This window comes from Paraburkholderia sp. RL18-101-BIB-B (assembly GCF_046026985.1).
Lineage (GTDB): Bacteria > Pseudomonadota > Gammaproteobacteria > Burkholderiales > Burkholderiaceae > Paraburkholderia.
This window is the reverse complement of record NZ_JARESV010000006.1, coordinates 12,926-35,637: the sequence shown is the minus strand read 5'-3', so window position 1 is coordinate 35,637 and position 22,712 is coordinate 12,926. Positions and strand designations below refer to the sequence as shown.

The window sequence follows — 22,712 nt, the reverse complement described above, 5'->3', positions numbered from 1 at the left end:
TCAGTGGATAACTTATCCGGCGAGCATGCTGGTTGGAGTCCGGAGTTAACCCACCGTCCCCTGACGCAGTGCGCGCAACAGGAAGCGCGCCGGGTCGATGTCTTCAGCCAGATCCCGTTCGAGCGGCCACGGTTCGCCTTCCAGTTGCGAGGCGATCAGTTCCGCGCCGAGCGCCGCCCATACGAGGCCGCGCGAACCATACGCGAAAGCGCCGTACAGGCCGTCCGTGCGCGGCAGGTCGAGCGGCCATGCGCCACGCAGGCGCTGGGCATCGTGCGTTGCCTGCGCTTCGTCGGCGAGTTGGCCGATCATCGGCATGCGATCGCTGGTGACGCAGCGGAACGCGACACGCCCCGTCAGCGCCGCCGACTGAGCCCGAGCGACGACGCCAGCAAATGCCGGCAGCATCTGCGCGACGCGCTCCAGGTTCTCCAGATGGCCGGCCGCGCGCAGCAATGTGTCGGGGTCGTCGAGCTCGTAGGTGGCGCCGGTTAACGTGACGCCGTCTGCGAGCGGCACCGCGTAGCCTCCGCCGATCACCGGCATCTGAAGCGGTGGCTGCACCGTGCCGGCCGGCAGCAAAGTAAGTTGGCCGCGAATGCTGCGAGTCGGCGCATGCCGCAAACCGGCGATGCGCGCGGCATCGTGAGCGCTGGCGACGATCACCACCGGAGCTTGAGCGATGGCCTCGCCCGAGTTGTCGAACACGGTCCATTGACCGTCGGACCGTTCGATCCGTGCGACGTCCACGCCGAAGCGGCGCTCGAGTAGATGACCCGCCGCGGCGCACTGCGCAGCGCACAGCGACGCCGGGTCGATCCAGCCGCCGTGCGGAAAGAACCATCCGCCGTGCGCGAGCGGCATGCCGACGAGCCGCTGAGCTTCGTCCGGCGAGACGGGCGTCACGTAGTCGGACGGATAGCCGAATGTGGAGATCGCTTCGCTGATCGAGCGGGCTTCATCGTCGTCCGCGGCGATCTGCAGCAAGCCTTGGCCGCCGCGCAACGGCGTGCGACCGAGCCGCTCGAGCGCGGCCCAACGCCTGAGCGTATACAGAAAGCCGGCACGCGTGACGCGCGACGCGACGCTGTCGTCGCGCGAAATCATGGGATGGAACACGCCCGCCGGATTGCCGGATGCGTCCTGCGCCACCGAAGCGTGCCGCTCCAGCGACGTGACGCGCCAGCCGCGCGCGGCAAGCCGTTCAATCACCGCGCAGCCCGCAAGCCCCGCGCCGATCACTACCGCATGTCGTTCATCGACCGCGAGCGGCGCGGGCGGTTCATGACGCCGCACGCGCCAGCGCGGCGCGAAGTGGCCGACCAGCATCGCCCGCTTCCAACCGAAGCCGTCCACCTTGCGGTATTCGAAGCCGCATTGCGTCAGCGCGCGTTTGATGTCGCCGGCGCTGCTGTAGGTGGCGAACGTGGCACCCTCGCCTGCCAGCCGCGCGAGCGCCTTGAAGATCGCCGGCGTCCACAGTTCGGGATTCTTGGCCGGCGCGAAGCCGTCGAGGTAAAACGCATCGGCGCGCAGCCTCAAGGCCGGCAAGCTCTCCTGCGCGTCGCCGAACACCAGCGTGAGCACGACGCGACCTTCATCGAATTCAAGCCGATGCATGCCGGGAACGAGCATCGGCCAGGCGTTCGCGAGGGCTTCCGCGAGGCCGGCAATCTCCGGATCGGAAATCGTCGCCGCGACCACCTTGCGTAAATCGGCGACGGTAAAGGGATGCTTCTCAGTCGACACGAAATGCAGCCGCTCGCAACGCGACGAATCTGCGCGCCATGCGGCCCAGGTCATCAGAAAATTGATGCCCATGCCGAAGCCGGTTTCCAGCACCGTGAACACGCGGCGGCCCTGCCACCGGTCGGGCAGCGAATTGCCGCGCAGGAAAACGTAATGAGCCTGTTCGAGACCGCCTACGGCGCTGTGATAGATGTCGTCGTAACGCGGCGAAAAAGGCGTGCCGTTGCCGCGAAAAGCGAGGACGGCGGGGATCAGCGGATCGGTCATGCGCGACGGAAAATGACGCTCGGAAAAATGCCCCCAGAACCCGTCGCTTCGCGCCGGAGCCCCCGAGGGGTGAGGAAACTTGGAGCAGCCCGGCGTCGTCTCACACGCGGGTCGAACGTTACCGCCCGCGCGCGCAGCTCGCCGGTGGGCGAAAAAGACGCGCCGAACGTTGGCAAAAACCAACGTCAGGCCCCGTCCATACTGGGTTTCAGCCCTCGGTTGGGGGTCGTGGAGCGCAAAATTTGCGGTTTCCTTGCGATATCGACCCCGGAACCGCGTAATTCTTCGAAACCCTTATCCTGATTGGGTTTGCGCTGCGCTATCATAGCAAGCGCCGCGAAGGGAGCGGCAGCACGGCCGCCGGACAGTCATCTGTGCGGCGCCATTGGTCCGGAGGGGATCCGGAGCCGGCGCTGCTCGACGGCGCGGCCCGCGCACGTATAATCGGCGCGTTCGCGCTGTTCGTGTCAACCTAAACTCAGAAAGGAACCTTAATGAACAAACAGGAACTGATCGACGCCGTCGCAGGACAGACGGGCGCCAGCAAGGCTCAAACCGGTGAAACGCTGGACACGTTGCTTGAAGTGATCAAGAAGTCTGTGTCGAAGGGTGATGCGGTCCAGTTGATCGGCTTCGGCAGCTTCGGTTCGGGCAAGCGCGCAGCGCGTACGGGTCGTAACCCCAAGACCGGCGAAACTATCAAGATTCCGGCCGCCAAGACCGTCAAGTTCACGGCTGGTAAGGCGTTCAAAGACGCAGTCAACAAGCGCTAAGCAGACTACTGCCAGGCAGTTGACACCCGCCAACGGCGGGTTTTTTTTCGCCTGGGCATTGTGCAGAGGATGGCCGCAACGGGCGTCGCGGCTCGATTTCGCCGAGCGGCGAAGGCCGCTCACTCGTGACGATGCACGATTTCACCGTGGCCATGACCATCGTGATCGTGGTCGTCTTCGTCGAAGTCCCAGGCCGGGAATGGATCGGCGAACTGCTCCCATGCTTGCGGTCCCTGCGCGTATTCCTCGTCGGTCAGCAGACACGCGTCGAACTTCGCTTTCCAGACAGTGGGATCGATGCCGACGCCGATCATCACCAGCTCCTGGCGACGGTCGCCGATGCTCAGATCGTCCGGATCGCCGTACCAGTCCGCGGCAATTTCGGCGGCCAGCTCGTCGTCACCGTCGGGCCACTCGCTGCGATCCTGAGCCGCCCACCACATGCCCGCCGGACCGTGCCGGCAAGCACCGCCCGCTTGCGAGAGCGAACCGGCGATATCGTTACGCGTGGCAAGCCAGAAGAAACCTTTGCTGCGCAGCACGCCCTTCCACTCCTGATGCAGAAGCGCCCACAGGCGTTCCGGGTGAAACGGCCGGCGCGCCCGGTAAATGAAGTTGCCGATGCCGAACTCATCCGCTTCGCCCTGATGAGCATGGTCGTGCTCGTGGTCATGCTCATGATTGAGCGATGCCAGCCAGCCTGGCGCGCTTGCCGCCTCGTCGAAATCGAAGCGGCCGGTGTTCAGCACTTGCGCGAGCGGCACCTCGCCGAAACGGGCGACCACCTGCAGCGCGCGCGGATTGATCCGGGCGAGAATGCGTTGCAGGCGCGTGAGTTCGTCCGCGCTCACCAGATCGGCCTTGTTCACCACCAGCACATCGCAGAATTCGATCTGCTCGATCAGCAGTTCGACGAGCGTGCGATCGTCTTCCTCGGTCGCGGCGATGCCACGCTCGGCAAGCGCGTCGGCCGAACCGTAGTCGCGCAGGAAGTTGAACGCATCGACCACGGTCACCATCGTGTCGAGCCGGGCGACGTCGGAGAGCGACGCACCTTCATCGTCGACGAAGCTGAAGGTCTCGGCGATCGGCATCGGCTCGGCCACGCCGGTCGATTCGATCAGGATCGCGTCGAAACGCTGCTCTCCGGCCAGACGCTTGATCTCGACCCGCAGATCGTCGCGCAGCGTGCAGCAGATGCAACCGTTCGACAACTCGACGAGTTGTTCCTCGACGTGAGAAAGCGCGGCGGCATCGCGCACGAGGGTCGCGTCGATATTGACGGCGGCCAGATCGTTGACGATCACGGCCACGCGCAAGCCGGCGCGATTCGCGAGGATGTGATTCAGGAGCGTGGTCTTGCCGGCGCCCAGAAAACCGGAGAGCACGGTGACGGGCAATAGCGGCTGGTTCATTGCAGTACGGGAAAACTAGAGGTTTGGAAGGCGTGCCGGGCTGAGGGCGTATAATGCACACCGCAACCGGGCCGAGCCTCGAAGGCTGCACGAAGCCGCATTGTGCATCAAAACGGACGGAGGCCGCGTGACAGGCGGGATCAGCGTGCAGCCGGCATCAGATTCCACTTGCGCAGGATCGCGGCGATCTGCTGCGAGTACTTGTCCCGCAACGCCGGCGTCTCGGAGTGATAGGCGCCGATTGCCTGCCAGGTGTTGCCGTACTTGTTCATCTGGCGGCGCAGATGCCATGCCGCTATGTAGACGTTCTTGCACGGTTCCATCAACGTGCCCTGCGAGATGCCGTACTGTGCGAGCGTGGGCAGATGGATCGAATTGATCTGCATCACCCCGTAGTCGGTCGAGCCGTTCGCATTTTTATGCGTTGCGTCGGGGCGATTATGCGACTCCTGCCACGCGATGGCGCGCAGAATCAAGGGGTTGACCTTCTGATACTTCGCTGCTTCATCAAAGCAATCGGCGCGTGCGGACCCTGCTGCTACCAGCACGGCAAGTCCTACGGCGACGGTGACGAAGCTTCGTTTCATCAGTCAAGACCACTAAGCAAAGGGCAAGAGTAAGGTTCGGTAAGGCATCGCATCGGCCATACTTCAGCCACTGACAGCCGCCGAGCCGCGCTGGCCGGGCGTTGGTCTGACATCAGGGTAAACCCGCGTCAGTAACTCGCAACCAGGGACTCGAACGGCTCGTATGATACCGGCAGGCGGACCCCCGTCAAGTTGGCTAACCGACATAAGAGAGCAGAAAACGAAGCGTTTTCGAGCTCATTCGTACGACTTTCCATTAGCTTTCAATTGTTTGACAACAGATGGCGGTCTCTAGAGAAATCGCACGAGGCGGTTCGTTTTGTGACAAATCCGACATGAAAAACTGTTACTGTTCATTTTTTTCGGACATCGGACGGCGGGCAACGAGGACGATGATCGTCAGCGAGGCCGGCCGGCAGATCGACAGGGCGGCGGCCTGCTCCCATGTCCGCACTGCATGACCGTCGGCGGCTACGGCTGTTGGCATCGATACCCTATTCCATGAGAAGAAATCGTATGGCTTTGCGTCGCGTTGCAACGGCGCTGCTGGTGGCTGGCTTGATCACCGCGCAGACAGCACAGGCACAGGTGACACTCAACTTCGTCAACGCGGACATCGATCAGGTGGCCAAGGCGATTGGCGCGGCAACCGGCAAAACAATCATCGTCGATCCGCGCGTGAAAGGTCAGTTGAATCTCGTGTCGGAAAACGCGGTGCCTGAAGATCAGGCGCTGAAAACCTTGCAGTCCGCGTTGCGGATGCAGGGCTTCGCGCTCGTGCAGGACCACGGCGTACTGAAAGTCGTGCCCGAGGCCGACGCGAAGCTGCAAGGCGTGCCGACCTATGTCGGCAATACGCCTACGGCGCGCGGCGACCAGGTGGTCACGCAAGTGTTCGTGCTGAAGAACGAATCGGCCAACAATCTGTTGCCCGTGCTGCGTCCGCTCATCTCGCCGAACAATACCGTGGCGGCCTACCCAGCCAACAACACGATTGTAGTCACCGATTACGCCGACAACGTGCGGCGTATTGCCCAGATCATCCAGGGCGTGGATTCGGCGGCGGGCCAATCGGTATCGGTGGTGCAGCTGAAGAACGCCAACGCGATCGACATCGCCACGCAACTGAACAAGATGCTCGACCCCGGCTCGATCGGCAGCACCGACGCGACGCTGAAGGTGTCGGTCACCGCCGACCCGCGCACCAACTCGCTGCTGATCCGCGCGTCGAACGGCGCGCGTCTCGCGGCGGCGAAGCAGCTGGCGAAGGAACTCGATACGCCGACCACCATGCCCGGCAACATTCACGTCGTGCCGCTGCGTAATGCGGACGCGACGAAGCTCGCCAAGACCTTGCGCGGCATGTTCGGCAAAGGCGGCGGCGACAACTCGTCGGGCAACGCGAACGACGCGAATTCGTTCAACCAGAATAGCGGCGGCGGCCTGGGCGGCAACAATTCGACGGGCTCGTCGGGTACGCCACCGCTGCCGTCGGGCGGACTCGGCAACAGCTCGCTGTCTTCGCCGATGGGCGGCGGCAGCGGAGGCGGGTACGGTGCGGGCGGCAGCAACAATGCCGGCGGCCTGCTCGGCAGCGACAAGGACAAGAGCGACGACAATCAGCAAGGCGGGATGATCCAGGCGGACTCCGCGACGAACTCGCTGATCATCACGGCGGCCGAGCCGGTGTACCGCAATCTGCGCGCGGTGATCGACCAGCTCGACGCACGGCGCGCGCAGGTTTATCTCGAGGCGTTGATCGTCGAGTTGAACTCGAACACGGCCGGCAATCTCGGCATTCAGTGGCAGGTTGCGAACAACTCGATATTCGCCGGCACCAATCTGGCGTCCGGCACCGGGAACAGCATCGTCAATCTGACCGCGGGCGCCGTGGCGGCCGGGGCCACCGGCGGTATTGCTACCGCGCTCGCCACCCAAAATCTCCAGCAGGGTCTCAACGTCGGCTGGATTCACAACATTTTTGGGGTGCAGGGCCTTGGCGCACTGTTGCAGGCACTCTCGACGACCGCCGATGCGAACGTGCTGTCAACGCCTAACCTCATCACGCTCGACAACGAGGAAGCGAAGATCGTCGTCGGTACCAACGTGCCGATCCAGACGGGTTCGTATTCGAACCTCACGAGCGCCACCGCGACGTCGGCGTTCAATACTTTCGACCGCGTCGACGTCGGCCTGACGCTGCACGTCAAGCCGCAGATCACCGACGGCGGCATTCTCAAGCTGCAGCTCTACACCGAAGACTCGGCGATCGTGACCGGCACGACCAACGCGACGACCAACCCGGCCGGCCCGGAATTCACCAAGCGGTCGATCCAGTCGACGGTGCTCGCCGATAACGGCGAGATCATCGTGCTGGGTGGCCTGATGCAGGACAACTACCAGGTCACCAACAACAAGGTGCCGCTGCTCGGCGATATTCCGTGGATCGGCCAGTTGTTCCGCTCGGAACAGAAGACTCGCAACAAGACCAACCTGATGGTGTTCCTGCGCCCCGTGATCATCAACGATCGCAGTACCGCTCAGGCCGTGACGTCCAATCGCTACGACTACATCCAGGGCGTGCAGGGCGCGTACAAGCAGGACAACAACGTGATGAAGGACAATGACGATCCGGTGGTTCCGCCGATGCCGATCGGTCCGAGCCAGGGCGGTTCGCCCGCGATGAATCTGTTCGATCTCGACAAGATGCGCCGTCAGCAGCTGGCGCCGCCGGCCAACGCTGGGCCGGCCACCGTCGGCCCGGCGCCGGCCACGAATGGCACTGTGCAGACCAATCCGGTCACTGTGGCGCCTTCCACGCAGAGCAGTCCGGTCACTGGGGCGCCTTCCACCGCGTCGCCTGGAGTGCGGCCGTGAGCACGCCGTCCACGCCGCCGTCAGCGTCTGCGTCGCCCGCAGCGGTGCGAGCCGGTGCCGCGACACAAGCCGCGGCGATGTCGCCCGCGGGTGTGACGGAGCATGCCGTGCGCGAGGCGCCTTCGGCCATCGCCGCGCGGCTCGTGCCCTACGGTTTTGCCCGTGCCGGCCAGATTCTGGTCGCGCATCAGCATGCGGACAGCCTCGAAGTCTGGATCAGCGAACGTACGAGCGACGCCGCGCTTTCCGAAGTGGCACGCAACTTCGGCGCAGTGTCGATCGTACGTCTGCCCGCCGACGAGCTCACGCAGGCGATCAACCAGGCGTATGCGCGCCAGGACGGCAGCGCTGCGCAGGTGGTCGGCGAAGTGGAAGGCGAAGTCGATCTCTCGCGCCTCATGCAGGACATTCCCGAGGTCGAGGATCTGCTGGAGTCGGAAGACGACGCGCCGATCATCCGCATGATCAACGCGTTGCTCACGCAAGCGGCGCGCGAGCAGGCATCGGATATTCACATCGAGCCGTTCGAGACTTCTTCTGTGGTGCGCTTTCGCGTCGATGGCACGTTGCGCGACGTGGTGCGGCCGAAGAAAGCGCTGCACGGCGCGCTGATCTCGCGGATCAAGATCATGGCGCAGCTCGACATCGCCGAGAAGCGTTTGCCGCAGGACGGCCGTATCACGCTGCGCGTGGGCGGCCGCCCGGTCGACGTGCGCGTCTCGACGCTGCCGACCGGTCACGGCGAACGCGCGGTGCTGCGTCTGCTGGAAAAAGATGCGTCGCGCCTGAACCTCGAAGCGCTCGGCATGGGACCGGATACGCTCGGCAAGTTCGACAAGCTGATCGGCCGGCCGCACGGGATCGTGCTGGTGACCGGGCCGACCGGCTCCGGTAAAACGACCACGCTGTATGCGGCGATGTCGCGGCTCGAAACCGCGACCACCAACATCATGACGGTCGAAGATCCGATCGAATACGACCTGTCCGGCATCGGCCAGACGCAGGTCAACGAACGGATCGGCATGACCTTCGCGCGGGCGCTGCGCTCGATTCTGCGGCAGGACCCGGACGTCATCATGATCGGTGAAATCCGTGACCTGGAGACCGCGCAGATCGCGGTGCAGGCATCGCTGACGGGCCACCTCGTGCTGGCTACGCTGCACACCAACGACGCGGCATCCGCCGTGACCCGTTTGACCGACATGGGCGTGGAGCCGTATCTGCTGGCGTCGTCCCTGCTCGGCGTGCTGGCGCAGCGGCTCGTGCGGCGACTGTGCCCGGTGTGCCGCGAAGAGCGTGTCGAAGAAGACGGCAGCGTGCGCTGGCATCCGGTCGGTTGCGACCGGTGCGGCCACTCCGGTTATGCGGGACGCCGCGGCGTCTATGAACTGCTGCTGATCGACGACAACATCCGTACGCTGGTTCACCGCAACGCAGCCGATGCGGAAATTCTCGCGGCCGGTCGTGCGCAAGGCATGCGCACGCTGCGTGAGGATGCGGACCGCTGGCTCGCTTCCGGGCTGACATCGCTCGAAGAAGTGATCCGCGTGACGGGCGGAGCATAAGCGCATGCCGGCATTTCGTTTCGAAGCGATCGACGCGGCGGGCAAGGCGCAAAAAGGCGTACTCGACGCGGACAGCGCGCGCGGCGCACGGACCAATCTGCGTTCGCAGGGACTGACGCCGCTCGTCGTCGAACCGGCGGCCACGCGCACGCGCGGCGAGCGCAATCAACGGCTGTCGCTGGGGCGGCGTTTGTCGCAACGCGAGCAGGCGATCCTGACGCGCCAGCTCGCCAGCCTGCTGATTGCCGGCCTGCCGCTCGACGAAGCGCTCGCCGTGCTGACCGAGCAATCCGAGCGCGACTACATTCGCGAACTGATGGCGTCGATTCGCGCGGAAGTGCTCGGCGGCCATTCGCTGGCCAATGCGCTGACGCAGCATCCGAAAGACTTCCCCGAGATTTACCGCGCGCTGGTCGCGGCCGGTGAACATACCGGCAAGCTCGGTCTGGTGCTGTCGCGGCTTGCCGACTATATCGAGCAACGCAACGCGCTGAAGCAGAAGATCGTGCTCGCGTTCACCTACCCCGCCATCGTCACGCTGATCGCTTTCGGTATCGTCACGTTTCTGCTGAGCTACGTGGTGCCGCAAGTGGTGAACGTGTTCGCCAGCACCAAGCAGCAACTGCCCTTCCTCACCATCATGATGATGGCGCTCTCGGGCTTCGTGCGGCACTGGTGGTGGGCAATGTTGATCGGCGTGGTCGTGCTGGTGTATCTGGTGCGCTCGATTCTCAAGCAGCCCGGCCCGCGCCTCGCCTTCGACCGTTGGCTGCTTACTGCCCCGCTGCTCGGCAAACTCGTGCGCGGCTATAACACCGTGCGCTTTGCCAGCACGCTCGGCATTCTCACCGCGGCGGGCGTGCCGATTCTGCGCGCGCTGCAAGCCGCCGCCGAAACGCTCAGCAACAACGCGATGCGCGAGAACATCGACGATGCGATCGTGCGTGTGCGCGAAGGCACATCGCTGTCACGCGCGCTCGGCAACACGAAAACGTTCCCGCCCGTGCTGGTTCACCTGATCCGTTCGGGCGAAGCGACCGGCGACGTGACCACGATGCTCGACCGCGCGGCCGACGGCGAAGCGCGCGAGCTGGAACGTCGCACGATGTTCCTGACGAGTCTGCTCGAGCCGTTGCTGATTCTGGCGATGGGGGGCGTGGTGCTGGTGATCGTGCTGGCGGTGATGCTGCCGATCATCGAGTTGAACAACCTGGTGCAGTAAGGCTGGGAAAGAGACGGAATTGCGCGATGACCGGTGCGGTCACCGCGCAATCAGTTGAAATGAAGCGGTTGTGCGCCTGGCTTTAGCGCACGTAGATCGTCGGACCTGCTGGGTTGGCCGGCAGGAACACTTCGGAATGCGCGCCGTTGCGGTCGATGATGATCGAGCGGGCGCGGACTTCGGAGAGTTTGGTGCCTTGCATCAGCGCGCTGCCGAGCGACACGGCATGCGGCGGTTCGCCGCCCACGCTGACGATGGCCGCGGCGCCTTCCCGCAACGCGAGGATGCCGAACAGTCGCACGTCCTGGTTGGCGTTGCGCGTGAGCTGGCCGCCGAACAGCGTGGCAGCCTGCTCGGTCGAGATCTGCGCGTGCGCGGCGGCTGCGGGCAACGGGGCACCGGACATCGTGCTGAGCGTGATGACCCAGTAGGTCAACGTCGCGCAGAACACGGCGAACAGCGCGAGCGACAGAAGGCGGATTTGGATGGCGTTCATGCGCATCATTGTACGGACTATTGTGAAAATTGCGTGGGGTTGAAAAGCGCCCCGAACCTGGCGCATCGCGCCGGGCCCCCCGAGGGGTGAGCAAACTTGAGGCGGCCCGGCGTTTTCTCAGGGCCGTTCAACTGCATGACATTAAAATGACCGGCCGGGCGTGTTCAATGGCACCCTGATTGCCAAAACGCGAATCCCGCCCAGTCAAAATTTCACCTGAAAAGAGGTAGCAAGCTATGCAACTGTCGACCACTCGCCGTCATGACATCGCGGGTCCGCGCAGCCGTCGTCAACGTGGTTTCACGCTGATCGAAATCATGGTCGTGATCGCGATTCTGGGCATTCTGGCCGCGTTGATCGTGCCGAAGATCATGAGCCGTCCCGACGAGGCGCGCCGTGTCGCCGCCAAGCAGGACATCGGCACGGTGATGCAGGCGCTGAAGCTCTACCGTCTCGACAATGGCCGTTATCCGACGCAGGAGCAAGGCCTGCGCTCGCTGATCGAAAAGCCGAGCACGGACCCCGTGCCGACCAACTGGAAGGACGGTGGCTACCTCGAGCGTCTGCCGAACGATCCGTGGGGTAACGGTTACCAGTATCTGAATCCGGGTGTGCACGGCGAGATCGACGTGTTCAGCTACGGCGCGGACGGCAAGGCGGGCGGCGAAGGCAATGATGCCGACGTCGGCTCGTGGCAGTAGGCGCAAGGAGTCGGTGATTTTCATGCGCGCGGCGGGATTGAACCTCGCGCGTTCCTGTCGATGCATCGTCGTTTGATTTTGAGTTGATCGTTCGTGGCCGGCACTATGCGATTGTCCCCTTGCAAGTCCCGTGTGGACACGCCCTGTACGGCTTCATTGCCGCGCGTGGCGTGTGCCGGCGCGCGCCGTCGTGGCGTGCGCCGCTCGGGTGACGCGGGCACGCGCGGCGGCAAACGCGCGGCGGGTTTTACGCTGCTGGAAATGCTGGTGGTGCTGGTGATTGCGGGCTTGCTGGTGTCCTTGACCGCGTTGACGATGACACGCAATCCGCGCACCGATCTGAACGAGGAAGCGCAGCGTCTTGCGCTGCTGTTCGAATCGGCCGGCGACGAAGCGCAGGTGCGCGCGCGGCCGATCGCATGGCAACCGCTCGATGGCGGCTTTCGTTTCGACCTGCGCACCGAAGATGGCTGGCGTCCGCTGCGTGACGATCTGCTTGGGCCGCGTCGCTGGGAAGGCGGCGTGACCGGCGTGGCCATTAGCTATCCCGGTTCGGATGCGCAGCCCAGCCGTATCGTATTCGGCACCGAGGCGATCGACGTGCCCGTGCAGATCACGCTGTTTTCGGCAGCCGGGAGCGCGACGATCGTCGGCACCGGCAATGGCCGCTACGAGGTGCACTGAGATGCGTCGTTGCAGGAGCATGACCGCTCGCCAGATGAGCCACGGCGCGCAGCGCGGTTTCACGATGATCGAAGTACTGGTGGCGCTGGCGATCATCGCGGTGGCGTTGGCCGCTTCGTTGCGTGCGGTGGGCAGTCTCGCGAGCGGCGAGGCCGATCTGCACCGCCGTTTGCTGGCGTCCTGGAGCGCGGACAATACGTTGGCGCAATTGCATCTGGCGCATGCCTGGCCGAACGTGGGTTCCACGAGTTTCGATTGTTCGCAGGGCAACTTGCAGTTGGTCTGTACGGAGCATGTGACGGCGACGCCGAATCCGGTGTTTCGTCGAGTGGAAGTGATGGTGACGATGCCGGGCGGGTCCGGCAATCTGGCTCAGATGGTGACGGTGGTCGCGAATGAAAACAACCGTTCGCTCTGAGCGCCGCCGCCCATTGGGCGCGAGGGGCGCGCGTGGTTTCACGCTGATCGAATTGCTGGTGGCGATTGCGATCCTGGCGGTGATTGCCGTGCTGTCGTGGCGCGGGCTCGACCAGATCATTCGCGGCCGGCAGACCATCACGAACGCGATGGAGGACGAGCGCGTCTTTGCGCAGTTGTTCGATCAGATGAGGATCGATGCTCGGCAGGCGGCGTCGGATGATGAGGCTGGGCAGGCGGCTGTGTCAGTGTCGGGCAGCGTGTTGCAGATCGTGCGGCAGATGAATTTGCCGGGAGCGGCGCCGCGGTTGCAGGTGGTGCGGTATCGGGTGTCCGATGGGCGTGTGATTCGATATGCGTCGCCGCCGTTGGGGAATATGGGCGAGTTGCGACGGGCGCTGCGCGGCAGCGAAGGCGAGGGATGGAGTGGCGTGCCGTTGATGGGCGGTGTGGGTTCTATTTCTGCTCAGGTCTACGTGCCGAAGGTGGGGTGGACGACGCAGATGGGTGATGTGCAGAGCGCCATTACGGAGGCGGACAATAATCTTAAGGTGCCCCAGCTTGGGAGTGCGCCGCTGCCGCGGTCTGTGACGGGGCTTCAGGTGAGTGTCGGGGCTAAGTCTTTGGCGCGGCCTGTTACTCGCGTTTTTCTCGTCGGAGAGTGAAATGAAGTTCTCTTTTTTGTCTTTCCGACGAGTTGGGGTGTGTTCCTTTGGCGTTGGCCTTTGCTTGAATTCATGGTGGTCTATTGGCGTTGCCCCTGTGCGGGGCGGCACTTACTTTGTTTGCCGCCGCAAAGAAAGTAAGCAAAGAAAGCGGCTTCAAACCGCTAACGTACAAGCGGTCTCCTCGCACAGCCACGGTAGTGGCACGATCAACGAACGATCCCCCGCACAACACACGCCAGTGACCAGGCAGTCATCCGTTCCGGCGGCGCTGCGCGCGCCGAGCGGCAAGCAACAAAACCCCCCGTCCTTGCCGACGTCCGACTGCAGCTCACCATATCTTCGGTCCGCATCCGTTTCCGTTTCCGCATCGGCGCCTCGCCGAGGCGAAGCCGATGGCTCCCACCACGCCCAAACGAAGCCACCGGTCTTAAGCCATACCCTTCCGGCGAGCACGGAGTGCGAGGCGGGGGGTATGACGGCTTTGTCACTGGGGTTGAATGTGCGAGGTGACGGATTCCAGATGGTCCACTACCGTGGCTGTGCGGGGGACCCGCTTAGCATTAGCGGTGTGAAGCGGCTTTCTTTGCCTACTTTCCTTGCCGCGGCAAAGAAAGTAGGTGCCGCCCCGCACAGGGGCAACGCCAATAGACCACGACGAATTCAAGGAAAGGCCAACAAAAAGAGCCAAAACACCCAAAACGGCGTAGCAATCATCAGCGCCCTGCTGGTAGTAGCGCTATCAGCGATTCTGGTCTCGGGCATGCTCTGGCGCCAGCAAGTCCAAATCCGAAGGATAGAAAACCAGCGCCTGCTCTCCCAGGCCCAATGGGTATCACGCGGCGCCTTGGACTGGACGCGCCTGATTCTCCGCTCAGAAGGCGACACCTCCGCGGGCATCACCTACTTAGGTGGTTTATGGGGCGTCCCCATCGCCAAAACCCGCCTCTCGGATTTCCTAGGCCAGATCGGCGAAGTAAGAGCGCAACAAGGCGCAGAAACGTATCTATCGGGTTCAATCGAAGACGCCCAGGCAAAATTCAACCTGAGAAATCTGGTCGAGAGCCCGGCCCCAGGCGTCATGCAACTAGACATGGACCAAATCGGCGCCTACCAGCGCCTACTGGTATCGCTCGGCGCTAACAGCCAACTGGCAAAAACCACAGCACTCCAGGTCCGCGCGAGCCTCGCGCAATCGGCAACCCGTTTTCAGACGGTCACGTCCACGAACGGCACAACCGCGACCCCGCCGCCGATCCAGGGCGGCGCAACCGGCGGCAGCTTCACCGACAAACCCGGCATCGAAGACAGCGACGACAGCTCCGCGAACGCGCCGATCCAGATGACCAGCGTCGACTCGCTGCTCGATATCCCCGGCTACACGCCGGAGATGGTCGCGCGCTTGCGCCCCTTCGTCACCGTGCTGCCGACGGTATCGGCAGTCAACGTGAACACGGCTTCGGCCGAAGTGATCGCGGCGGTCATCCCGGGCATGAGCGTGTCGACGGCGCAAGCGTTCGTCGCGCGCCGGCAGACGGTATTTTTCCGTAACGTTGGCGACATCCAGCTAGCGTTGCAAGGCGCCGGCGTGCAGTCGACCTCGATCGATCCGAGCGAACTCGACGTCAACTCGAATTACTTCCTGATCCACGGCCGCGTGCAGCACGAACGCGCCGAGGTGGACCGCACGACCCTCGTCTATCGCGACGCATTGACTCACACTACGCGTATCGTGCGAGTAGAAGACCAACTATGAATAACGTCTTTCCCAGAGAGAGTGGCCTTTGAGCACGCTGATCGTTCTACTGCCGCCGCGTGATCCGGCGGTGCCATCGCAGGAATGGCAACTGCCGGAGCTGCCGTTTGTGCTGCTCGACAAATCGGGCCGCGCCCAGCGCGCCGGCCGGTCGGCGCTCGCGCTGCTGCCGCGCGCCTCCACCACGGTGCTGATGGTCGCCGCGCGCGACCTGCTGATGATGCCCGCCACACTGCCGCCGTTGCGCGGCCCGAGGCTGCGTCAGGCATTGCCCAATATCGTCGAGGATCAACTGATCCAGGACCCGCAGACCTGTCACATCGCCGTCGATCCGAAACCGCTCGCGGGCGGGCGGCAGCTGCTGGCGATCATCGACCGCGGCTGGTTCCGGTTTATCTGCGAATCGTTCTCCAATGCCGGCCACCGCAGCTTGCGCGCGGTGCCGGTCACGCGCTGCCTGCCACAGGCGGCCGCGCTCGATGCCGATGTGCTTGCCGAAGTCGCGGAAACGGTGAACGCCGGTGAGCCGGCCCTGGCGGGCGCCGCCGGTGTGGCGACGCCGCTGGCGGATGTCGCGCCGGCGGTGGCGCCCGGCGCTGCGGTCGCCGTGCCGATGGTGGCCGCCGTGCTCGGCGCGGTGGTGCAGACCGCGCCCGCCATGCTGCTCGAAGGCGTCGTGGACAGCGCGGGCGACAGAAGCGTGCCGCGCGTCGAACTGGCCATCGCACGCGGCGTGCAAGGTGAAGGCTTGGCAGTGCCGGCCAACGCCGTGAACACGACGCTCAGCGCGCTCGCCGGGGCGGCGAAGGTCTCGCTGCATATGCTCACCGAAGTGCCCGGCAACGAGCCGAGTCTCGCCCCGAATAGTCCGGCGCGGTTGGCTGCGCACATCCACGGCGCCAGTCCGCTGCCGTTCGAGCAACTCGCGCGGCGTGCGCTCGAGTGCCGCTTCGACCTGTGCCAGTTCGAGTTCGCTTCGCAGCCGTGGCGGCTCGACCGCGCGACGCTGCGGCGTCTGCGTCTGCCGGTTTTGCTCGCGGTCGGCGCGCTGCTGATTGCGATCATCGGCGCGAACGTGCAGTGGCTGATGCTCGCGCGCCAACGCGATGCGATCAACATGCAGATGACCGAACTGCTGCTCAATACGTTCCCCAAAACGACGGTCGTGCTCGATGCGCCCGATCAGATGGCGCGCCAGTTGCAGCAGTTGCGTGTCGCCGCAGGCGAACTGTCGCCGGACGATTTCCTGCCGCTCGCCGACGGCCTCGCGCGCTCGCTGGCGCCGGTGCCGGTCAACGGCATCGCCGCGCTCGACTATCACGACCGGCGGCTCGACGTGAACTTCAAGCCGGAGGTCAAGCTCGATCCCGATTTCGCGAAGCGCCTCGCCCGCAACGGCCTGAGCGGCGCGATCGATAGCAATACCGGCAAATGGACCATCAGGAACGGACAATGAAAGCTGAAATCGCTCAAACATGGGCCGGATTCTGGGAGCAGCGCACCGAGCGCGAAAAAGCCATCCTGACGTGGGGCGGCGGTATTCTCGCCGTGGTGATCGCGTGGTCGGTGCTGTGGGCGCCGGCGCAGGAAGGCCGCTCGCATCTGCGTGAAACGCTGCCCGCCATGCAGCGGCAGTTGGCGCAGATGACCGCGCAAGCGAACGAAGCGCGCCAATTGTCGGCGGCGGCTCAAGGCGTCGCGCCGACCGGCGCCGCGCTGAAGGACGCCCTCACCGCTTCACTCAGCGATCACGGCCTCGCGGCGACGCAGGTTCAGGTGATCGGCAACGCGGTCCAGATCCAGTTGAAGAACGCGTCGTTCCCGGCGTGGACGAACTGGGTCGACGACGTGCGCAAGCAGTTCAAGGTGCAAGTCTCGGAGGCGCACGCCACGGCGCTCAAGGAAGACGGCCAGGTGGACCTGACGGCGTCGTTGCAGCCGTCCACCGCGAAATGAAAATAACCGCGACCGTGCCGTCACAGGATCTCGCATGAATTACTGGATGCGGCGCTCGCGCGTCGCCCTGCCCTGGCTGGTGATCGCGGTGCTGTCCGCCGCGATCGTGATGCTGGCGATGCTGCCGGCCGCCTGGATCACGCCGCAGTTCGCCAAACAGACGAGTGGCCACGTCAATCTGGTCAATCCGGCCGGCTCGCTGTGGCACGGTTCGGCCACGCTGATGCTGGCCGCCGGCTCGGACATGAGCGCGGCAACGCTGCTGCCTGGCCGGATCGAATGGCACACGGCGTTCTGGCCGCTGTTTACCGGCCGCGTGCGCATGATCATGCGGCACAGCGAAGCGATGCCGGAGCCGATCACCGTCGATGCCACGCCGCGCACGGCGACCGTCACGCCGGGCGCGATTGCCGTGCCGGCTTCGCTGCTGAGCGGCCTTGGCGCGCCTTTTAACACGCTCGATCTGCAAGGCAACGTGCAACTGTCCTGGTCGGACTGGCGCAGCTTCAATCGCGAAGCGTTCGGGCAATTGACCGTCACGCTGACCGACGTCAGTTCGCGGGTGTCGATGGTCAAGCCGCTCGGCTCATATCGCGTGCTGTTTCAGGCGCAGGGCGAGTCGTCCACGCTCGATCTGACCACCACCAAGGGCCCGTTGATGCTGACCGGCAATGGTACGGTGTCGGCTGGGTCAACGTCGTTTCAGGGGACGGCCAGCGCCGCGCCTGAGGCGCGCGATAACCTCGCGGGATTGCTGAACCTGTTGGGGCGGCCGAGCGGGCCGGACACGGTGACGTTGACATTCGTGCACTGAGGCGCGCAATAACCTCGCGAGGCTGCTGAACCTGTTGGGTGGCCGAGCGTCGACGCCATAAAAAAAGAGGCATGGCCGTGGGATGCGGCATGCCTCTTTTGCTTTGCCTCGACGGCCAGCGCTTCTACTCGGTGTGCATCCGCGACGGCGATGTCGTTCCGTTTTGCGCGACAGGGGCCGCCGATGACGCCGGCAGCGGCGCCGCCACATCGCCTGTTTCGCGATTCATCTGCGACACGTCCCAGCCGCCGCCCAGCGCCTTCACCAGACCCACCGACGACACCATCCGCTGTCCGGCGATGATCTCCAGCTTCTGCTGGGCCGTGAAAGCGGTGGTCTGAGCCGTCAGCACGTTGACGTAGCCGACCGTGCCCGCCTTGTACTCGTTCGTGACGATGGCGAGCGCCTGAAGCGCCGAATCCACGGCTTGCTGCTGGACGACGATTTCCTGTGCAAGGATGCGCTGCGACGCGAGGTTGTCCTCGACGTCTTGGAACGCGGCCAGTACCGTTTGACGGTAGGTCGCGACATTGCCGTCGTAGGCAGCGCGCGCGGCGTCGGTCTGGGCCTGGCGCAGACCGGCGTCGAACAGCGTCGCGGCGAGTTGCGGGCCGAGCGTCCAGAAGCGCGACGGCGCGGTCAGCAATTGCGAGAACACCGAGTTTTCAAAGCCACCGGAAGCCGACAGCGTCAGCGACGGGAAGAATGCGGCGATGGCGACGCCGATCTGTTCGTTGGCCGCTGCTGCCTTGCGCTCCGCCGAAGCGATGTCCGGACGCCGTTCGAGCAATGCGGACGGCATCTGCGCCGGCACGGCGGGCGGCGTGGCGGTGAGCGGTATCGGCGGAATCGAGAAGGTCGAGGCCGGTTCGCCGACCAGAACGGCGATCGCGTGCTCGTCCTGAGCGCGCTGCACGCCGTTGTCGATCGCGGCAGCCTGCGCCGATTGCAATTGCGTTTGCGCCTGAATCACGTCGGAGCGTGCGGCAACGCCGGCTGCGTACTGGTTCTGCGTGAGTTGCAGCGAGCGCTGGTAGGCCGCGACGGTGTCGTCGAGCAGCTTCTGGGTCGAATCGAGCGAGCGCAGCGCGAAGTAGGTCTGGGCGAGTGTGGCCTGAGCCGACAGGCGTGCGTTGGCGAGGTCCGCCGCAGCGCTTTGCTGGCCGGCCTTCTGCGCGTTGACCGAGCGGCTGACCGAACCCCACAGATCCGGCTCCCAGCTTGCGTCGAGCTGCACGTTGAAACTGTTGCCGACGCCGGATCGGCTCGTCGCGGTGGTCGAGTTGCCGCCGGACGATGTCCCGTTGCCGGAGCGCGTTGCACCCGCCGACGCACCGATGGTCGGGAAATACGCCGCCCGCGCCTCGCCGACCAGCGCGCGCGCTTGCCGGTAGGCGGCGGCGAATTGAGCGACGGTCTGGTTCGCGGTGTTCAGCCGCTCTTCGAGCGCGTTGAGTTGCAGATCTTCGTAAATGGTCCACCAGTCGCCGCGATCCTGCTGATCGGCCGGTTGAGCGACTTTCCAGCCGGGCGCGGCTTCCTTGTACGACGCCGGAATTTCGGCGGCGGGCCGGTTGTAGTCGGGGCCGACTGCGCAGGCCGCCAGCAGACTGGCGAGGGCTGCGGCTACAGCAATAGTCAGGGCGCGAGGCGCAAGTGTCCGCGCGCGCGAGATTCGATCAGACTGCATGCAATGAATTCCTTCTGGACGCCGCGGCGCGGCCGATGGCGACACCGCCGGCCGGGCGAGATCTTGGTCTGCCGGAATGTTAGCGTATGAGCCCGCTGGGCGCGGGAAACTGAAAGGGTAATGCGAGGAAGGAGGCAGGTGTGTTACTGAGGGTGTCGCGAAGGTTACGCGCTGTTACCGGCCAGGCCGTTACACCCGTGATTCCGTCGACTTGGCCTGGCGGGCCAGCTTACCGGCGGCGGCCCGGCACGGCGCATCGCCACGCGCCTGGCAGGCGCCGGCGGGGCCTACGTGCTTTTCCGCGCCGGCAGGAACAACAGCCGCGTTCACCGTAGGCACCGACGCGGCGACCAATTCCACTTTCGCGGTCTTGACGCCCTTTTGTCCCCGCCGATGCTCGAACCATGCCAGCACCGCCACGCCGACCGATCCGCCAGGCAATACGAACAGCACGGCGAACAGCGCGAGTTTCCACCAGCGGTGCGGCCCTTGAAAGGTGCTGAGTGCAGAATCGGTCAGGGAGCGGCTCAGGCCGCCAAGCGTGTTTTTGAGGTACAGCATCGGGGAAATCCTTTTCGCACGGCGCGCTCGCGGCGTGCAGACAATCGGTCAGAACATGGTCTCGGGTGGCGCGGGTCGCGCGTAACTCGTTGCCTATAATAATATTGACTATGCAATTAAATTTCAAGATACTTCCTCCCGCGCGCTTCGGACGTGTTGTTTTTCTGCCGTTCGCACTACGCGAAATCATGTTTGACTTGTCTGCTTAGGCAGCTAAAATCCGTTCTGCCTGAGACGTTTCCGGATACACGATGACTGACGGCCCCTACAAGGCGGACGAGATTCACCTTGAATCGAGTCTTGGCTACTACCTGACGAAAGCTCGAAATGTGCTGGTCGAGCGGACGGACCGTGCGGTCAAACCATTGGGACTGACCACGCAGCAGATCGGCGTGATCCTGATGTTGTCGTCGCGGCGCGCGAGCACGCCGTTCGAGTTGTCGCGCGCCATGTCGTATGACAGCGGATCGATGACACGACTGCTCGATCGCCTTGAAAAGAAAGGCTTTATCGTGCGCTCGCGCAGCGAGACGGATCGCCGGATGGTGAAACTCGAGTTGACGCCGCAAGGTCACGACGCCGCGCGGCAACTACCTGGTCTGGGCGCGACGGTGCTGAACGAGCAGTTGCGCGGGTTTTCGGCCGCCGACCATGCCACGTTGATCGACCTGCTCGGCCGTTTCATCGCGAACGGCATCGACGCGGGAGCAAGCGCGGGATGCGGATTGGGGCCGCAACAGGAATCGCTGGATGAATCACCCGAAGCGTCGCCGCGGGAACACGGCGAGGACTAACCAAGACGCTCTTTTCAAGAGCGGCACTGCTTGAAGATATCTGTCTGGGCAGAGAGTGATCCGGCATGTAAACACGCCATTTGGACCGGGCGATAAAGCTGTCGCGACAAGCTTTCCAGGTTGAGGAGAAGAAATATGGACGCCACGGCTTCCGCCGCTGCCCTACCCGCCGCCGAACCCGCACCGCTCAAAGGCGGAGCCTTGGCCCTGCTCACGGTCGGGCTCGCACTCGGCACGTTCATGGAGGTGCTCGACACGTCGATTGCGAACGTCGCGGTGCCGACCATTTCCGGCAGCCTCGGCGTGGCGACCAGCCAGGGCACCTGGGTGATCTCGTCGTATTCAGTCGCCTCGGCGATCGCGGTGCCGCTGACAGGCTGGCTCGCGCGGCGGGTCGGCGAAGTGAAGCTGTTTACGCTGTCCGTGCTGCTCTTCACGATCGCCTCGGCGCTGTGCGGCTTCGCCCACAACTTCGAGTCGTTGATCGCGTTCCGGCTGGTGCAGGGGCTCGTTTCCGGGCCGATGGTCCCGCTCTCGCAGACCATTCTGATGCGCTCGTATCCGCCGGAAAAACGCGGACTCGCGCTGGGCCTCTGGGCGATGACGGTGATTTGCGCGCCGATCTTCGGGCCCGTGATGGGCGGCTACATCACCGACAACTACACGTGGCCGTGGATCTTCTACATCAACGTGCCGATTGGACTGTTCTCGGCGGTGTGCGCGTTCCTGCTGCTGCGCGGCCGTGAGACGAAGACCACGAAACAGCGCATCGATGCGGTCGGCCTCACGCTGCTCGTGATCGGCGTGTCGTGCCTGCAGATGGTGCTCGACCTCGGCAAGGATCGCGACTGGTTCAATTCGACGTTTATCGTCACGCTGGCGGTGGTCGCGGTGGTGTCGCTCGCCTTCATGCTGGTGTGGGAGATGACCGAGAAAGAGCCGGTGGTCGATCTCTCGCTGTTCAAGGATCGCAATTTCGCGCTCGGCGTAGTGATCGTCTCGTTCGGCTTCATGGCCTTCTTCGGCTCGGTGGTGATCTTCCCGCTGTGGCTGCAAACCGTGATGGGTTACACCGCCGGGCTGGCTGGTCTGGCGACCGCGCCGGTCGGTCTGCTCGCGCTGTTCTTGTCGCCGTTGATCGGCAAAAACATGCACCGGCTGAACCTGCGCGTGGTGGCGAGTTTTGCGTTCATCGTGTTCGCGTTCGTCTCGTTCTGGAACTCCACCTTCACGCTCGACGTGCCGTTCAATCACGTGATCTGGCCACGGCTCGTGCAAGGTATCGGCGTCGCCTGCTTCTTCGTGCCGATGACCACCATTACGCTCTCCAGCGTGCCGGATGAGCGGCTGGCGAGTGCATCCGGCCTGTCCAATTTTTTCCGGACCTTGTCAGGCGCGATCGGCACAGCGGTCAGTACGACGTACTGGGAGAACGACACGATCTACCATCACGCGATGCTGACCGACTCGGTCAACGTTTACGCCGCGAACACGAATGCTTATACCAATGCGCTGGCCGGTATCGGCCTCTCCAGCGACGGCATCACCGCGCAGTTGAATCAGGTGGTGACCGCGCAGGCTTACATGATGGCCACCAACGATTTCTTCCGCATTTCCTGCGCGGCGTTTCTCGTGCTCGCGGTGCTGGTCTGGATCACCAAGCCACGCAAGGGCGTTGGCCCTTCAATGGGGCATTGAAGTTCGACGGTGCCTTTCAGCGGAC

At 64.1% G+C, this 22,712-nt stretch carries 21 protein-coding genes; 14 read left to right on the top strand and 7 right to left on the bottom strand.

What is annotated here, in order from left to right; all coding sequences use genetic code 11:
* Positions 1-45: 45 nt before the first annotated feature.
* Positions 46-2,016, bottom strand: coding sequence for a bifunctional tRNA (5-methylaminomethyl-2-thiouridine)(34)-methyltransferase MnmC2/FAD-dependent 5-carboxymethylaminomethyl-2-thiouridine(34) oxidoreductase MnmC1 (gene mnmC / locus P0D73_RS12115; protein ID WP_408431484.1), 1,971 nt, complete (start codon positions 2,014-2,016; stop codon positions 46-48).
* A 494-nt stretch (positions 2,017-2,510) separates the two neighbouring features.
* Here mnmC and P0D73_RS12110 point away from each other — a divergent pair, with 494 nt between their 5' ends.
* Complete coding sequence (locus P0D73_RS12110; RefSeq protein WP_006050811.1) at positions 2,511-2,789, top strand: HU family DNA-binding protein; 279 nt, start codon at positions 2,511-2,513, stop codon at positions 2,787-2,789.
* A gap of 119 nt (positions 2,790-2,908) precedes the next feature.
* Here P0D73_RS12110 and P0D73_RS12105 read toward each other — a convergent pair whose 3' ends face one another.
* The 3 genes from P0D73_RS12105 to P0D73_RS12095 all read right to left on the bottom strand — a co-directional run bounded on the left by P0D73_RS12105 (position 2,909) and on the right by P0D73_RS12095 (position 5,278).
* A complete protein-coding gene (locus P0D73_RS12105) occupies positions 2,909-4,204 on the bottom strand; it encodes a GTP-binding protein (protein WP_408284625.1) in 1,296 nt (431 codons plus the stop codon).
* Positions 4,205-4,344: 140 nt separating this feature from the next.
* Positions 4,345-4,791: a lytic transglycosylase domain-containing protein gene (locus P0D73_RS12100; protein ID WP_132376502.1), complete on the bottom strand. Its 447-nt coding sequence runs from the start codon at positions 4,789-4,791 to the stop codon at positions 4,345-4,347.
* 346 nt (positions 4,792-5,137) lie between these two features.
* The gene (locus P0D73_RS12095) at positions 5,138-5,278 is read right to left on the bottom strand and encodes a hypothetical protein (protein ID WP_408431482.1); all 141 of its coding nucleotides are present in this window, start codon (positions 5,276-5,278) and stop codon (positions 5,138-5,140) included.
* 29 nt (positions 5,279-5,307) lie between these two features.
* Here P0D73_RS12095 and gspD point away from each other — a divergent pair, with 29 nt between their 5' ends.
* From gspD to gspF, 3 genes are read left to right on the top strand one after another with little or no spacing between them, the layout of a single operon-like run.
* The gene (gspD, locus tag P0D73_RS12090) at positions 5,308-7,668 is read left to right on the top strand and encodes a type II secretion system secretin GspD (RefSeq protein WP_408431480.1); all 2,361 of its coding nucleotides are present in this window, start codon (positions 5,308-5,310) and stop codon (positions 7,666-7,668) included.
* A complete protein-coding gene (gspE, locus tag P0D73_RS12085; protein WP_132376500.1) occupies positions 7,665-9,233 on the top strand; it encodes a type II secretion system ATPase GspE in 1,569 nt (522 codons plus the stop codon). Before gspD ends, gspE begins: the two co-directional genes overlap by 4 nt.
* Before the next feature lie 4 nt (positions 9,234-9,237).
* Positions 9,238-10,455: a type II secretion system inner membrane protein GspF gene (gene gspF / locus P0D73_RS12080; protein WP_408284618.1), complete on the top strand. Its 1,218-nt coding sequence runs from the start codon at positions 9,238-9,240 to the stop codon at positions 10,453-10,455.
* A gap of 82 nt (positions 10,456-10,537) precedes the next feature.
* On the opposite strand, the gene P0D73_RS12075 is transcribed toward gspF, so the two are convergent.
* The gene (locus P0D73_RS12075; protein ID WP_132376498.1) at positions 10,538-10,951 is read right to left on the bottom strand and encodes a general secretion pathway protein GspC; all 414 of its coding nucleotides are present in this window, start codon (positions 10,949-10,951) and stop codon (positions 10,538-10,540) included.
* Positions 10,952-11,187: 236 nt separating this feature from the next.
* Between P0D73_RS12075 and gspG the strand changes: the two genes are divergently transcribed.
* The 8 genes from gspG to P0D73_RS12035 all read left to right on the top strand — a co-directional run bounded on the left by gspG (position 11,188) and on the right by P0D73_RS12035 (position 17,944).
* Positions 11,188-11,652: a type II secretion system major pseudopilin GspG gene (gene gspG, locus P0D73_RS12070; protein WP_132376497.1), complete on the top strand. Its 465-nt coding sequence runs from the start codon at positions 11,188-11,190 to the stop codon at positions 11,650-11,652.
* Between the two features lie 105 nt (positions 11,653-11,757).
* On the top strand, positions 11,758-12,336 hold the full coding sequence (locus P0D73_RS12065; RefSeq protein ID WP_408284615.1) for a GspH/FimT family pseudopilin: 579 nt from the start codon (positions 11,758-11,760) through the stop codon (positions 12,334-12,336).
* 1 nt (position 12,337) lies between these two features.
* Positions 12,338-12,754: a type II secretion system minor pseudopilin GspI gene (gene gspI, locus P0D73_RS12060; RefSeq protein ID WP_408431478.1), complete on the top strand. Its 417-nt coding sequence runs from the start codon at positions 12,338-12,340 to the stop codon at positions 12,752-12,754.
* Positions 12,732-13,418, top strand: coding sequence for a PulJ/GspJ family protein (locus tag P0D73_RS12055; protein ID WP_408176334.1), 687 nt, complete (start codon positions 12,732-12,734; stop codon positions 13,416-13,418). Before gspI ends, P0D73_RS12055 begins: the two co-directional genes overlap by 23 nt.
* Positions 13,419-13,893: 475 nt before the next feature.
* On the top strand, positions 13,894-15,174 hold the full coding sequence (gspK, locus tag P0D73_RS12050; RefSeq protein WP_408176333.1) for a type II secretion system minor pseudopilin GspK: 1,281 nt from the start codon (positions 13,894-13,896) through the stop codon (positions 15,172-15,174).
* 28 nt (positions 15,175-15,202) lie between these two features.
* Complete coding sequence (gene gspL, locus P0D73_RS12045) at positions 15,203-16,630, top strand: type II secretion system protein GspL (protein ID WP_408431476.1); 1,428 nt, start codon at positions 15,203-15,205, stop codon at positions 16,628-16,630.
* On the top strand, positions 16,627-17,130 hold the full coding sequence (locus tag P0D73_RS12040; protein ID WP_132376492.1) for a type II secretion system protein M: 504 nt from the start codon (positions 16,627-16,629) through the stop codon (positions 17,128-17,130). The genes gspL and P0D73_RS12040 overlap by 4 nt, the downstream gene beginning before the upstream one ends.
* 34 nt (positions 17,131-17,164) lie before the next feature.
* The gene (locus P0D73_RS12035) at positions 17,165-17,944 is read left to right on the top strand and encodes a type II secretion system protein N (RefSeq protein ID WP_132376491.1); all 780 of its coding nucleotides are present in this window, start codon (positions 17,165-17,167) and stop codon (positions 17,942-17,944) included.
* A gap of 124 nt (positions 17,945-18,068) precedes the next feature.
* Here the strand turns inward: P0D73_RS12035 and P0D73_RS12030 are convergent, their stop codons facing one another.
* Both P0D73_RS12030 and P0D73_RS12025 read right to left on the bottom strand, forming a co-directional pair.
* Complete coding sequence (locus P0D73_RS12030; RefSeq protein WP_408284608.1) at positions 18,069-19,634, bottom strand: efflux transporter outer membrane subunit; 1,566 nt, start codon at positions 19,632-19,634, stop codon at positions 18,069-18,071.
* Between the two features lie 189 nt (positions 19,635-19,823).
* Entirely contained in the window at positions 19,824-20,195 is a 372-nt protein-coding gene (locus P0D73_RS12025) for a hypothetical protein (RefSeq protein WP_408284606.1), read from the bottom strand.
* 251 nt (positions 20,196-20,446) lie between these two features.
* Between P0D73_RS12025 and P0D73_RS12020 the strand changes: the two genes are divergently transcribed.
* Both P0D73_RS12020 and P0D73_RS12015 read left to right on the top strand, forming a co-directional pair.
* Entirely contained in the window at positions 20,447-20,989 is a 543-nt protein-coding gene (locus P0D73_RS12020) for a MarR family winged helix-turn-helix transcriptional regulator (protein ID WP_408176327.1), read from the top strand.
* 135 nt (positions 20,990-21,124) lie between these two features.
* Positions 21,125-22,687 (top strand): DHA2 family efflux MFS transporter permease subunit, encoded by a 1,563-nt coding sequence (locus P0D73_RS12015; protein ID WP_408431474.1) that lies wholly within the window; start codon positions 21,125-21,127, stop codon positions 22,685-22,687.
* The last annotated feature ends 25 nt before the right edge of the window (positions 22,688-22,712 follow it).